Here is a 14,338-nt window from a genome sequence, read left to right on the forward strand (position 1 = left end):
CGGTTGTCACCGCTTCGCGTCGTGACAACCGGTCAGCCGCAGCCGACCACCGCGTTATCGGGCCGGCAACCCGGAGTCGCGGATCGCCTCGGCGAGCGGCTCCAGCACCGCCGGGGTGTGCGGAGTCGGCAGGTAGACGATGGCCAGATCCAATCCTTCGGAAGCGAGGGCAGCCGCCTCGTCCACCACCTTCCGGCAGTCGCCGTCCTCGCCGAGCCGGACGTGCGCCGACAGCCTGATCTCCCGTGGATCCCGGCCGACGTCGGCGCAGTGTGCGGCGAGCACATCGCGCTTGCGCGCGAACTCCTCGGGCGGTCCGCCGACGAAGTTCCAATGGTCGGCGTACTTCGCGGTGATCCGTAGGGTGCGTTTCTCACCACTGCCGCCGATGCAGATCGGCGGATGCGGCTGCTGCGGCCCCTTCGGCTCGTTACGCGCCGACTTCAGTCGGTAGTACGCGCCGTCGAAGTCCGTGGTCTCTTGACTGAGCAGGCTGATCAGCACCTGACACGCCTCCTCGAAACGGTCGAAGCGTTCTTTGAGGGTGCCGAGTTCGATGCCGTACGCCCCCGACTCCTCCTCGTTCCAGCCGGCGCCGATGCCCAGTTCCAACCGCCCGGCCGAGATGATGTCGAGGGCGGAGGCCATATTCGCCAGCACGGCCGGATGGCGGTAGTGGATACCGGTGACGAGCACGCCCACCCGGAGCCGGGTGGTGGCCTGCGCCAGCGCGGTCAGCGTGGTCCACCCCTCCAGGCACGGTCCCGTGGGATCGGAGAAGATCGGATAGAAGTGATCGAAGGTCCAGCCCGACTCGAAGACGTCGATGTCGTCGGCGGCGCGCCAGACAGAGAGCATGTCCTGCCAGGTGGTGTTCTGCGGCGACGTCTTGAATCCGAACTGCATGGCTGCCAACGCTACCCGCCGGCCACGTCAGGGTCCTGCCATTCGCCTGCCACGACATCGGACCGCAAAGGGTGCGACGGGCCGCCGCCCGCCGGGTGCCAGACCGCCTCAGTAGCCGTAGCGAAGTAGCTCGTCGGCGGTGATCAGGCGTTCGTTCTTCGCCGGGAACTCCCGGCTCTTGACCGGATGCCGAAGCAGTGACCAGGCGATTCGTCCCATTCTGGATCGGGTCAACGGGTTGCGGAACACGAGAACCACCCCTGCGGTAGGCGAATAGCTGTGCCGTGGGTCCACACTACCGCACGACCCACCTTTTCCATTAGATCCGGTTGCGACGGCAAACGCCATGAGGCACGCCGACAAATGTGGCCGAAGTTACCGGTGATGTTCCGGCGCCCTGCTCACCGCTGCGGTGCGGCAGTCGGCTCGATCGGCCGCGGCAGCGCGGTCCGGCGCATCAGGTAGCGGTCCACACCGGCCGCGGCGGCCCGCCCCTCGGCGATCGCCCACACGATCAGGGACTGACCCCGCCCCATGTCACCCGCGACGAACACCCCGGGCACGCTGGTCTGGAAGTCCTTGTCCCGAGCCACGTTTCCGCGGTCGGTCAGCTCCACCCCGAGATCGGTGAGCAGGCCTTCCCGCTCCGGCCCGACGAAACCCATGGCCAGCAGCACCAGGTCCGCCTCGAGTTCGAAGTCGGTGCCCTCGACCTTCTCGAATCTGCCGTTCACCATGGTGACCTCGTGCGCCCGCAGCCCGGTCACCCGACCGTCCCGGCCGACGAACTCCTCGGTGTTGACCGAGAACACCCGCTCGCCGCCCTCCTCATGGGCCGACGAGACCCGGAACATCAGCGGATAGGTCGGCCACGGTGTCGACGGGGCGCGGGTCTCCGGCGGGCGCGGCATGATCTCGAACTGGTGCACGCTGACCGCACCCTGGCGGTGCGCGGTGCCGAGGCAGTCCGCACCGGTGTCGCCGCCGCCGATGATGACGACCTTCTTGCCCTTGGCGGTGATCGGCGGCTCACCGTGCTCGTCGACCACCGGGTCTCCCAACTGCACCCGGTTCGCCCACGGCAGGTACTCCATGGCCTGATGGATGCCGTCGAGTTCGCGGCCCGGGATCGGCAGATCCCGCCACGCGGTCGCGCCCCCGGCGAGCACCACCGCGTCGAACTCGGCGCGCAGCCGCTCGACCGGCAGATCCACCCCGACGTTGACCTTGGTGCGGAACTCGGTGCCCTCGGCCGTCATCTGTTCCAGCCGGCGGTCGATATGGCGCTTCTCCATCTTGAACTCGGGGATGCCGTAGCGCAGCAGCCCGCCGATCCGGTCGGCCCGCTCGAACACCGTCACCGCGTGCCCGGCCCGGGTGAGCTGCTGGGCCGCCGCCAGCCCGGCCGGACCGGACCCGACGACCGCCACCTTCTTGCCGGTCAGCTTCTTCGGCGGCAGCGGCACCACCCAGCCTTCATCGAAGGCCTTGTCGATGATCTCGACCTCGACCTGCTTGATGGTCACCGCATCCTGATTGATGCCCAGCACGCAGGACGCCTCGCAGGGCGCCGGGCACAGCCGCCCGGTGAACTCCGGGAAGTTGTTGGTGGCGTGCAACCGCTCGATGGCGTCGCGCCACCGGTCCCGGTAGACCAGGTCGTTCCACTCCGGGATCAGGTTACCCAGCGGGCATCCGTTGTGGCAGAACGGGATTCCGCAGTCCATGCACCGGGACGCCTGCCGGCGCAGCACGTCGTCGGAGAAGTCCTCGTAGACCTCTTTCCAGTCCCGCAGCCGCAGCGGCACGGGGCGCCGCTGCGGAGTCTCCCGCGAGGTGATCTTGAGGAAGCCGCGTGGATCAGCCATTGGCGGCCGCCATGATCGCCTCGTCGACATCCGCGCCGGACGCCTCGGCCTCTGCGATGGCGGTCAGCACGCGCTTGTAGTCGCGCGGCATGACCTTCGCGAAATGTGTCACGTGTTCATCCCAGTCGTTCAGAATTCGTTGGCCGATGGCCGAATCGGTGGCGTCCACATGGGCCGCGATGAACCCGCGCAGCCACTCGCGGTCCTCGTCGTCGAGGGATTCCAGTTCGACCATCTCCCGGTTGAGTCGTCCGGGCAACACACCGTCGGGGTCGTAGACGTAGGCGATGCCGCCGGACATCCCGGCCGCGAAGTTGCGGCCGACCGGACCGAGGATGACGACCCGGCCACCGGTCATGTACTCGCAGCCGTGGTCGCCGACGCCTTCCACGACGGCCAGCGCACCGGAGTTACGCACCGCGAACCGCTCCCCCACCTGACCGCGCAGGAACACCTCACCGCTGGTGGCGCCGAACAGGATCACGTTTCCGGCGATGATGTTGTCCTCGGCGACAAAGGATTCCGGGACGTTGTCCGGTGGCCGCACCACGATCCGCCCGCCGGACAGCCCCTTGCCGACGTAGTCGTTGGCGTCGCCGTACACCCGCAGCGTGATGCCCCGCGGCACGAACGCGCCGAAGCTGTTGCCGGCCGATCCGTCGAAGGTGATGTCGATCGTTCCGTCCGGAAGTCCCTGGCCGCCATAGGCCTTGGTGACCTCATGGCCGAGCATGGTGCCGACGGTGCGGTTCACGTTGGCGATCGTGGTGCTGAATCGCACCGGCGTACCGTTGTCCAGCGCCTCCCGGCACATCGTGATCAGCTGCTGATCCAGCGCCTTGTCCAGGCCGTGATCCTGCCGGGAGCTGCAGTACAGGTCCTGGTTCATGAACGCCGACTCCGGTTGGTGCAGCACCGGCGACAGGTCCAGCTTGTGCGCCTTCCAGTGTTCGGCGGCGCGGGTGGTGTCGAGCATGCCGACCTGACCGACCATCTCGTTGACGGTGCGGAAGCCCATCTTCGCCATGTATTCGCGGACCTCTTCGGCGATGAACAGGAAGAAGTTCTCGACGAATTCGGGCTTGCCGGTGAACCGTTGCCGCAGCACCGGATTCTGGGTGGCCACCCCGACCGGGCAGGTATCCAGGTGGCACACCCGCATCATCACGCACCCGGACACCACCAGCGGTGCGGTGGCGAATCCGAACTCCTCCGCGCCGAGCAGCGCGGCGATCACCACGTCGCGGCCGGTCTTGAGCTGCCCGTCGACCTGCACCACGATGCGGTCCCGCAGCCCGTTGAGCAGCAGCGTCTGCTGGGTCTCGGCCAGGCCGAGCTCCCACGGCGCGCCGGCGTGCTTGAGCGAGGTCAGCGGCGAGGCGCCGGTGCCGCCGTCGTGGCCGGAGATGAGCACCACGTCGGCATGCGCCTTGGAGACGCCGGCCGCGACGGTGCCGACACCGGCCTCGCTCACCAGCTTCACGTGCACCCGCGCCTGCGGGTTGGCGTTCTTCAGGTCGTGGATCAGCTGCGCCAGGTCCTCGATGGAGTAGATGTCGTGGTGCGGCGGCGGGGAGATCAGCCCGACCCCCGGAGTGGAGTGCCGCACCTCGGCCACCCACGGATACACCTTGTTACCCGGCAACTGGCCACCCTCACCGGGCTTGGCGCCCTGGGCCATCTTGATCTGGATGTCGGTGCAGTTGGTCAGATAGTGGCTGGTCACGCCGAACCGGCCGGACGCCACCTGCTTGATCGCACTGCGCCGCCAGTCACCGTTGTCGTCCGGATCGAACCGGGAGACGTGCTCGCCGCCCTCACCGGAGTTCGACCGGGCGCCGAGCCGGTTCATCGCGATCGCCAGCGTCTCGTGCGCCTCGGCGGAGATCGAGCCGTAGCTCATCGCGCCGGTGGAGAACCGCTTGACGATCTCGCTGGCCGGTTCGACCTCTTCGATCGGCACCGGCGGGCGGACGCCCTCCTTGAATTTGAGCAGACCGCGCAGCGAGGCCATCCGCTCGCTCTGGTCGTCGACGAGCCTGGTGTACTCCTTGAAGATCTCGTACTGACCGGTGCGGGTCGAGTGCTGCAGCTTGAACACCGTGTCCGGGTTGAACAGGTGGTACTCACCCTCCCGGCGCCACTGGTATTCGCCGCCGACCTCCAGTTCGCGGTGCGCCCACTCCTCGGGCCGGTCCAGATAGGCCAGCTCGTGCCGGCGGGCCACGTCCGCGGCGATGTCGTCCAGGTCGATGCCGCCGGTGGGGCAGCTCAGCCCGGTGAAGTACTCGTCGAGCACCTCCTGGCTGATGCCGATGGCCTGGAACAGCTGTGCACCGGTGTAGGAGCGCAGGGTGGAGATGCCCATCTTCGACATCACCTTCAGCACGCCCTTGCCGGCCGCCTTGATGTAGTTGTTCAGCGCGGTCTCGCGGTCCAGCCCCTCCAGCAGATTCCGGTCCAGCATGTCCTCGATGGACTCGAACGCCAGATACGGGTTGATCGCCGACGCGCCGAAGCCGATCAGCGCCGCCATGTGGTGCACCTCGCGGGCGTCGCCGGCCTCCACCACCAGGCCGACCTGGGTGCGGGTGCGGTCGCGGACGAGGTGATGGTGCACCGCCGCGACGCTCAACAGCGACGGGATCGGCGCCAGCTGCTCATCGGACTCCCGGTCGGAGAGCACGATGATCCGCGCGCCCTCGCGGATCGCCGCGGACACCTTGGCCCGCACCCGGTCCAGGGCTTCCTTCAGCCCCTGCCCGCCGCGGTTGACCGGGAACAGGCAGCGCACCACCGCGGCACGCATCCCGTGTTTGCGGCCCCGGACCTCGTGGTCGGGGTCGACGTTGATGAGCTTGGCCAGTTCGTGGTTGCGCAGGATCGGTTGCGGCAACACGATCTGCCGGCAGGATTCCGGACCCGGGTTGAGCAGGTCGCCCTCCGGTCCGATGACGCCCTGCAGGCTGGTGATCACCTCTTCGCGGATGGCGTCCAACGGCGGGTTGGTCACCTGGGCGAACATCTGCTGGAAGTAGTCGAACAACAGCCGCGACCGCTGCGACAGCACCGCGATCGGGGTGTCGGTGCCCATCGACCCGAGCGGCTCGGCCCCGGTGCGGGCCATCGGGCCCACGATCAGGTTGAGCTCCTCGGAGGTGTATCCGAAAACCCGCTGCCGCAACACCACCCGGTGGTGCGGCATCCGCTGGTAATCGCCCTGCGGCAGCTCGTCGAGCGGGAACAGGCCGGCATCGAGCCACTCCTGATAGGGGTGTTCGGCGGCCAATTCGGCCTTGATCTCCTCGTCGTCGATGATGCGGCCCTGGGCGGTGTCCACCAGGAACATCCGGCCCGGCTGCAGCCGCATCTTGCGCACCACAGTGGCCGGATCGAGGTTGAGCACACCGGCCTCCGAGGCCATCACCACCAGGCCGTCGGCGGTGACCCAGATCCGGGAGGGTCGCAGGCCGTTGCGGTCGAGCACCGCGCCGATCACCGTGCCGTCGGTGAAGCACACCGACGCCGGGCCGTCCCACGGTTCCATCAGCGAGTCGTGGAACTCATAGAACGCCCGCCGGGCCGGATCCATCGACTCGTGCTGCTCCCACGCCTCGGGGATCATCATCAGCACCGCGTGCGGCAGGCTGCGGCCCCCGAGATGCAGCAGTTCGAGCACCTCGTCGAAACGTGCGGTGTCCGAGGCGCCCGGGGTGCAGATCGGAGCGACCTTCTCCAGGTCCTGCCCCCCGAACAGATCGGTGCGGATGAGCGCCTCCCGGGCCCGCATCCAGTTCTCGTTCCCGGTGACGGTGTTGATTTCCCCGTTGTGGGCGATCCGCCGGAACGGGTGGGCCAGCGGCCAGGACGGGAAGGTGTTGGTGGAGAACCGGGAGTGCACGATGGCCAGCGCGCTGGTCAGCCGCTCGTCCTGCAGGTCCAGGTAGAACGCCTTGAGCTGCGGCGTGGTCAGCATGCCCTTGTAGACGAAGGTCTGACCGGAAAGGCTTGGGAAGTAGACGGTTTCCCGGCCAGGACCGTCCTGGCCCGGGCCCTTGGTGCCGAGTTCGTGCTCGGCACGCTTGCGCACCACGTAGGCGCGCCGCTCCAGGTCTATTCCCGTTGCCCCACCGAGGAACAGCTGCCGGAACGTCGGCATGGCGTCGCGGGCCAGGGCGCCCAGCGACGAGTCGTCGATCGGCACCTCACGCCAGCCCAGGACGGTCAGTCCCTCGGCCTCGACGATCTTCTCCACCGCGTCGCAGGCCTGGGCGGCGTCCTTGGCCGACTGCGGCAGAAACGCGATGCCGGTGGCGTAGCTGCCCGGCGGGGGCAGTTCGAAATCCCCCTGCTCCTCGACGACGGCACGCAGGAATTCGTCGGGTACCTGCAGCAGGATGCCGGCGCCGTCGCCGGTGTTCGGTTCGGCGCCCTGCGCGCCGCGGTGCTCGAGGTTGAGCAGCGCGGTGATGGCCTTGTCGACGATGTCGCGGCTACGACGGCCGTACATGTCGGCCACCATGGCCACGCCGCATGCGTCGTGCTCGAATGCCGGGTTGTAGAGGCCCTGAGCCTTGGGCGTCATTCCCACCTGACCCTTCACGAAAGCGTTATGAAGCCTGGCTACCGCCGAGACGACGGCGATCCAGCCTGGCGAGGAAGGTGCCTCCGTGCAGCACTGAACGGCTGGTATGTCCCACTCACCACGGGTGATGAAAACGATAAGGCAAAAACCGGCCTGCGCGCCAACTTAGATGAACCTAATTGAATTCGGGACTGATGCCCGCCTGATCGGCGCTGGTCGCGGCCGCGTACCGAATGTGGAAGTCCGGGTGCAGTTTTCGTAGTCAAACAGATTCGGACGGCGATGCGCGTGCCTGTCCGAATGCCGGGGATTTCACCAGTGCGATTTTGCCCACATCTCGGATTACCCGTGTGCCACCTGCGTCAACCGTCACGAATTTGTTTGCAGAAAGCCTTGCCAGATTCTTAGGAATCGCTATCTGCGGGCCGCGGCCAGGCTCTGCTCCGGACGCAGGTCCAGTCGCCGTAGCAGTTGGGCGTTCAACGCCACCACCACGGTCGACAACGACATCAGGATCGCGCCCACCGACATCGGCATGACGAACCCGGCCGGGGCCAGCACACCGGCCGCCAGCGGAACCGCGATCAGGTTGTAACCCGCGGCCCACCAAAGGTTTTGCTTCATCTTCCGGTACGCGGCCCGGGATAGTTGCAGCACCGAGAGCACCGAGCGGGGATCCGAGCCGGCCAGGACCACACCGGCCGAGGCGATCGCGACGTCGGTGCCCGCCCCGATCGCGATCCCGACGTCGGCCCGGGCCAACGCGGGCGCGTCGTTGACGCCGTCCCCGACCATGGCGACCCGACGGCCTTCTCGTTGCAGCTCCACGACTTTGGCGGCTTTGTGTTCGGGCGGCACGTCGGCGAGGACCCGGTCGATGCCCAGCTCGGCGGCCACCGATTCGGCGACCGAGCGCGCGTCGCCCGTGATCAGGGCGACGTCGATGCCTTGCCGGTGCAGCGCGTCGACGGTCGGACGGGACTCCGGGCGGATCTCGTCGGCCAGCGCCACCGCTCCGGCGATCATGTCATCGACCAGCACGTACAGGACGGTCGATCCGCGGGCCCGCCACCCTTCGCTGCCGGCCGGCGCGGTCTGACCGGTCTCGGCCAGCAGCCGTGGACCGCCGACCCGGACCGTCCGGCCTGCCACGCGGGCCCGTACCCCGAGCCCGGGAGTGGAGGCGAAGTCGGTGGCGGGCGGGAGATCTGTGCCGTGCCGCTGCGCCGCGGCGACCAGCGCCCGTGCCAGCGGATGCTCGGACGGCGCCTCCGCCGCCGCGGCCAGCCGCAGCACGTCCTCCTCGGAGTGAGCACCGGCCGCGGTGATTCCGGTGACCGCGGGTTGCCCCTTGGTCAGCGTGCCGGTCTTGTCGAACAGCACCACGTCGACCGTGCGCATGTTCTCCAGCGCTATCCGGTCCTTGATCAGCACTCCGCCGCGGGCCGCGCGTTCGGTGGCGATGGCGACCACCAGCGGGATGGCCAGTCCGAGCGCGTGCGGGCAGGCGATCACCAGCACCGTGATGGTGCGGACCACCGCGAAGTCCGGCCGGTGGAGAACGGCCCAGACCAGCGCGGTGAGCAGCGCCGCGCCCAGGGCGAACCAGAACAGCCAGCCGGCCGCGGTGTCGGCGATCCGCTGCGCCCGCGACGACGAGCTCTGCGCCTCGGCGACCATCCGCCGGATGCCGGCGAGCGCGGTGTCGTCGCCGACCGCGGTCACGGTGATCCGCAGCCCGGAGTCGGTGGCCACCGTCGCGGCGACCACCCGATCCCCCACGCCGCGCCGAACCGGGACCGACTCCCCGGTGACCATCGATTCATCGACGTCGGCGACACCGTCGATGATCCGCCCGTCGGCCGGGATGCCGGCGCCCGGCCGCACGATGACGGTGTCCCCGACCCGCAGGTCCGCCGGCGCGACGACGGTGACCGTCTCACCGTCCGGCCCCTGCTCAACGCGTTCGGCGGTGTCGGGCAGCAGCGCGGCCAACGAGTCGAGCGCCGAGGTGGTCCGCGCCAGCGACCGCAGCTCGATCCAGTGCCCGAGCAGCATGATCACGATCAGCAGCGCCAATTCCCACCAGAACTCGAGCCGATGGTCGAGCACGCCGAGGCTCGCACCCCAGGACGACAGGAACGCCACCGTCAGGGCCAGGCCGATCAGCAGCATCATTCCCGGTGTGCGGGAACGGATCTCCGAGATCGCACCGGTCAGGAACGGCCGGCCGCCCCAGACGTACATCACGGTGCCGAGTACCGGTGACACCCATTGCGCGCCGGGGACCCGGGGCACCTGGTAACCCAGGATCATCGCGAACATGCCGGAGAACGCCACCGTCGGGACGGCGAGTAGCAACATGACCCAGAACAGCCGCCGGAATTCGGCGACATGGCCCGCGTGATCCCCGTGGCCGTGCCGGTGGTGGTCGCGCCCGGTCAGGTGCTGCGCGCGCCCGTCTGCCGCGACGGTTCCGTGGTGCGCGGGGCCGACCATCTCACTACCTTATACCCCTAAGGGGTATATGCGTGTGGCGTTGCCGCAAAGCTTGACGCCGATGCCACATCCACCGAACACACCGCTGGGCCGATTCGGCGTCGACACCGTCACCGTCGACCCTGCTCGCTGTGTGGGCTCCATCCCCGCCGGCGGGGTGGTCAATCCCCTCACCGGTACCCCGACACTGGCGGTGCTGGCGATGCTGGTCGACCACATCGGCGGCGTGGTCAACCACATCCGCCGCGGCCCCTCGGAGTGGACCGTCACCAGCGAACTCGTCCTGGAACTGACCCCCGATGCGGTGGACCGGGTGGCCGAGGCGCCCGACGAACCCGTGTTCGCCACCGGCCGGCCGTTCGGTCCGCGCACCGGCACCGCGCTCAGCCGGTGCGATCTCACCCACCGCGATCAGCTCGTCGGCACCGCGACGGTGCGATCGTTCTACATCGACGCACCCGACGAACACGTCCCCTACCCCGCCGCCACCGAGGACACGACCCGGCCGACGGATCTCGCCGAGATGATGGCGGTTCGGGTGGGCACCGCGGAGGGCGGCGCACAACTGCTGCACCAGCTGCCCGACCCGGTGCTCAACAACACGCTGGGCATCGTGCACGGCGGGGTGTCGGCAGCCGCGCTGGAACTGGTCGGCGCGGCTGCGGTGAACGCCGGCCGCACCGACGAACTCCTCCAGACGGCGTCGCTGCGGATCAACTTCCTCCGGCCGCTGCGCACCGGACCTGATTCGCACTATCGGGGCGCCGCCCGGCGGGTCGGGCGGCGCAGCGCCCTCAGCGAGGCCGAGGCCGTCGACACCGACGGCCGCGTGGCGATCATGGCGCGGCTCACCGCCTATCGCTGAGGTCCAGCGCCCGCTACCATCCGCGCATGCGGGAAGTCGCCGGCGGCGGACGGATCGGGGGATACGTCAACCGGCTGGGGTATCTGCCCCGGTGGCTGCTGCTGGGGGTGGTGATCGGTGTCATCGCCGGGCTCGGCGCGGTGGTCTTCTATCTCGCGCTCGACTACAGCACCCGGTTGCTGCTCGGTCACCTCGGCGGCTATGACATCCCCGAGGCTGTCGGCGACGGCGGCGATCCCGGATCGGCCGGGTTCCAGCGGCCCTGGGCGATCCCGCTGATCGCCTGCACCGGCGCTCTGGTGTCCGCGTGGCTGATCGCCCGATTCGCACCGGAGGCGGAGGGCCACGGCACCGACGACGCGATCGAGGCGGTGCACACCGATCCGCGTCGGATCCGCGGTCGCGCCATCGTGGTGAAGACCGTCGCCAGCGCGCTGACGATCGGCTCGGGCGGTTCGGGTGGCCGGGAGGGCCCGGCCGCGCAGATCTCCGCCGGCTTCGGCTCCCTGCTGACACGCCGGCTGGACCTGTCCGACGACGACGGGCGCATCGCGGTGTCGCTGGGCATCGGCGCCGGCATCGGCGCCATCTTCGGCGCCCCCCTGGGCGGCGCGGTGCTCGCGGCGTCGATCGGGTACCGCAAGGACTTCGACTACACGGTGCTCGTTCCCGGCTTCATCGCCTCGGCGGCCGCCTATGCGGTGTTCGGCTCGATCCTCGGCTTCGATCCGCTCTTCGGCCATGTCGCAGCGGATTTCCGGTTCGATCACGCCGCCCTGTTGCTGTGGTTCGTGGTGCTCGGCGTGCTCAGCGCAGGCGTCGGCTACCTGTACGCGCGCACGTTCTACGGCATCCGGGCGGTGACGGCGGACCTGCCCGGCGGCCGGATCGTCAAACCCGCGCTCGGCGGGCTGGCGGTCGGTCTGCTGGGGCTTGCGCTGCCGCAGGTACTGTCCAGCGGCTACGGGTGGGCGCAGAAGGCCACCGTCACCGACACCCTGATGGCCCTGCCGCTGTGGCTGGTGCTGGTGGTGCCGTTCGCGAAGATCCTGGCCACCGGCCTGTCGATCGGCACCGGCGGATCGGGCGGGATCTTCGGGCCCGGGGTGGTGATCGGCGCCTTCGTCGGGGCGGCGCTGTGGCGCTTGGGTGAGGCGGTCGACGCGCCCGGGCTGCCGGAGAGTCCCGGTGTCTTCGTGGTGGTCGGGATGATGGCCTGCTTCGGCAGCGTCGCGCACGTGCCGTTGGCGGTGTTGCTCATGGTCGCCGAGATGACCGGGTCCTTCTCGGTCGTCCCCGGCGCGATGGTGGCCGTCGGCCTGGCCTACCTGCTGATCACCCGCACCGACGTGTCCATCTATGCGGCGCAACGGATGGACCGGGAATCCGCGGCCGCCGAACGGGCCCGCCGCGGCGCCGGCGGGGATTCCTGACATCGATGCTCGGCAAACGGTCAGGCCCGCGTCACCGAGGACGCGGGCCTGATCGGGGGATCTCAGCGGGCTTTCGCGGCCGCCTGCTTCTCGGTGGTGGCACCCTCATGCTGGAGTCGGCCGCCGGCGTTCTCCAGGTGGGCGCGCACGAACCATTGGAACTTCTCCATCTCCGCGGCGTGCCCGATCAACATGTCGTTGGTGACCGGGTCGAGTTCCTCGGTCTCGTCGATGGCCTTGCGGGTGTCCTCGATGACACCGTTGTAGACCAGATCCAGTGCGGACAGATGCGCCTGCACGCAGTCCCGGCCGATCGAATAGTCGTCCCAGGTGCGGTCGTCGAGGATCGCGCCCGGGGTGCCCTTCGGCGAGCCGCCCAGCGTCGCGATGCGCTCGGCCACTTCGTCGGCATAGCCGCGGATCAGCGCCACCTGCGGGTCGATCATCTCGTGCACGCCGATGAAGTTCGGGCCCACGACATTCCAGTGCACATGTTTGAGCGTCAGGTGCAGATCGTTGTAACAGCTCAGCTGCTTCTGCAGCAGTTCGATCACCTGATCGGCGTCCTTGTCGGTCATGCCCGGAACGGTGTAATGGGATTTCGACATCGACAGCTCCTTCTTCTCGCGTCGACGCCACGCATACCCCACATCCAGCTGCGGTAACCGCCGGACGGCTCACGGATCCGGCGCGGTCGGACGCCCCTCACCCGCCGCTCACAGGGCGCGCAGATCGGGGATCGCCATCCGCGGGCCGAACCGCGGGTTTCGGGCCAGACCGCTGACCTCCAACAGCCGCACCGCCCGGTGCCGGTGCGGCCGGATCGGCTCGAGGAGTTCCAGCATCGCGGCATCGTCGATCGGCCGCCCGAGCAGGCTCCAGCCGACCATCGCGGCCAGGTGGTAGTCGCCCACCGACAGTGCGTCGGCGTCGCCGAACGCCCGCTGCAACGTCTCCGCCGCCGTCCACTGCCCCACCCCGGGCAGCGACATCAACCCGGTGCGGGCGTGTTCGACGGAGCCGGTGGTCAGCCGTTCCAGCGCGTCCGCGCGGCGGGCACACCCGACGATGGTGCGGGCCCGGCCCGGGTCGACGTTGGCGCGGTGGTACTCCCACGACGGGATCCGCTGCCACACCTCCGGCGACGGCGGCACCCGCAGGTGGGCCGGGGCCGGACCGGGCGCCGGGCTGCCGTACCGGGTCACGAGCCGCCGCCAGGACCGGCGGGCGTCGGCGCCGTGCACGCGCTGTTCGAGGACGGCCGGGATCAACGCCTCCAACACCCGGCCGGTCCGCCCGAGCCGCAGATGCGATACCCGGCGGGCGGCGGCGGCCAGGGTGGGATGGTGCGGCCGGAAACCGGACGGATCGTCGTCGGCGCCCAGGAACGCGGGCAGGGACTCGGCGAATTCCGTTGCCCCGGCGCCCCACATCCGACATTCCACCGACCGTTCGCCGGTCCGCGCGATCCGTACGGTGACCGGCCCGTCGGCCATCAGCGACGTGCGCCAGATCGACCCGTCGGGGCTGTCGTGATGGCACGGGTCGCCGCGGCCGCGGCGCAACGGCGCGAGCGTGAGGCCGGGACTGACCGGTCCGGCGAAGACCACGCTGCGGCGCACGGCGGCGTCCACCCAACGACTCCCCTCGGTTTTGCCGTGCCGTCGGCGGGGTAGCTACGCCGTATGAAGTCAGCGCACACCGACGACGAACCGAGCCCCGACCATCAGCGGCCGGCCGATGCCGACGATACCGCGGTCGAGGCGGCCGGTCTGATGTCTGAGGCACTGGAGACCATCGAACAGGCCCGCGGTCATCTGTACGCCTTCCACCAACTCACCGGCCGCGCCGACGGGATGCTCGACGACGTGGTGGCCAAACTCACCGATGCCGGTCACCCCGAACTCGCCGATCTGGTCGACCACGAGCTGATCGGCCGGAATGTGCTGCCGGGCCGGTGGACTTTCCAGGTGGTCGAGGACTACGACGACGGCTACTACGACTGCTTCCGCGGCATCGAGCGGCAGATCCGGGACCGGCTGATGCGGGGACGCCGGCACGTGTACGAGGCCGAGATGAAGGAACGCCGCCGCACCCACGGCCACCCTGCCCACACCGCCCGACCTCCCGAGCAGGAACGCCTCCTCACCGGGGACTCCGGCCGACGCTGACGGCGGGCAGA

Annotated in this window: 9 protein-coding genes; 3 read left to right on the forward strand and 6 right to left on the reverse strand. The window is 69.2% G+C overall.

The annotated features are described in order from the left end of the window. Window positions 1–54 precede the first annotated feature (54 nt). From CKW28_RS22150 to CKW28_RS22170, 4 genes are all read right to left on the reverse strand, one after another. Window positions 55–906: an LLM class F420-dependent oxidoreductase gene (locus CKW28_RS22150; RefSeq protein WP_003927836.1), complete on the reverse strand. Its 852-nt coding sequence runs from the start codon at window positions 904–906 to the stop codon at window positions 55–57. Window positions 907–1,307: 401 nt separating this feature from the next. Next, window positions 1,308–2,774, reverse strand: a complete 1,467-nt coding sequence (locus CKW28_RS22160) for a glutamate synthase subunit beta (protein ID WP_003927834.1) — start codon at window positions 2,772–2,774, stop codon at window positions 1,308–1,310. Then, window positions 2,767–7,359 (reverse strand): glutamate synthase large subunit, encoded by a 4,593-nt coding sequence (gltB, locus tag CKW28_RS22165; RefSeq protein ID WP_003927833.1) that lies wholly within the window; start codon window positions 7,357–7,359, stop codon window positions 2,767–2,769. The genes CKW28_RS22160 and gltB overlap by 8 nt, the downstream gene beginning before the upstream one ends. Window positions 7,360–7,773: 414 nt before the next feature. Then, window positions 7,774–9,858 (reverse strand): heavy metal translocating P-type ATPase, encoded by a 2,085-nt coding sequence (locus CKW28_RS22170; protein WP_003927832.1) that lies wholly within the window; start codon window positions 9,856–9,858, stop codon window positions 7,774–7,776. Between the two features lie 61 nt (window positions 9,859–9,919). On the opposite strand from CKW28_RS22170, the gene CKW28_RS22175 reads away from it, so the two are divergent. Together CKW28_RS22175 and CKW28_RS22180 are read left to right on the forward strand one after the other, a co-directional pair. Continuing rightward, window positions 9,920–10,723: a PaaI family thioesterase gene (locus CKW28_RS22175; protein WP_003927830.1), complete on the forward strand. Its 804-nt coding sequence runs from the start codon at window positions 9,920–9,922 to the stop codon at window positions 10,721–10,723. A gap of 26 nt (window positions 10,724–10,749) precedes the next feature. Continuing rightward, on the forward strand, window positions 10,750–12,156 hold the full coding sequence (locus tag CKW28_RS22180) for a chloride channel protein (protein ID WP_003927829.1): 1,407 nt from the start codon (window positions 10,750–10,752) through the stop codon (window positions 12,154–12,156). A 62-nt stretch (window positions 12,157–12,218) separates the two neighbouring features. On the opposite strand, the gene dps is transcribed toward CKW28_RS22180, so the two are convergent. Both dps and CKW28_RS22190 read right to left on the reverse strand, forming a co-directional pair. Then, window positions 12,219–12,764 (reverse strand): DNA starvation/stationary phase protection protein Dps, encoded by a 546-nt coding sequence (gene dps / locus CKW28_RS22185; RefSeq protein WP_040548506.1) that lies wholly within the window; start codon window positions 12,762–12,764, stop codon window positions 12,219–12,221. A 108-nt stretch (window positions 12,765–12,872) separates the two neighbouring features. After that, entirely contained in the window at window positions 12,873–13,790 is a 918-nt protein-coding gene (locus CKW28_RS22190) for a DNA-3-methyladenine glycosylase family protein (protein ID WP_003927827.1), read from the reverse strand. A gap of 51 nt (window positions 13,791–13,841) precedes the next feature. Between CKW28_RS22190 and CKW28_RS22195 the strand changes: the two genes are divergently transcribed. Then, a complete protein-coding gene (locus CKW28_RS22195) occupies window positions 13,842–14,327 on the forward strand; it encodes a hypothetical protein (RefSeq protein WP_003927826.1) in 486 nt (161 codons plus the stop codon). Window positions 14,328–14,338 lie beyond the last annotated feature (11 nt).

This window comes from Mycolicibacterium thermoresistibile, assembly GCF_900187065.1.
Lineage (GTDB): Bacteria > Actinomycetota > Actinomycetes > Mycobacteriales > Mycobacteriaceae > Mycobacterium > Mycobacterium thermoresistibile.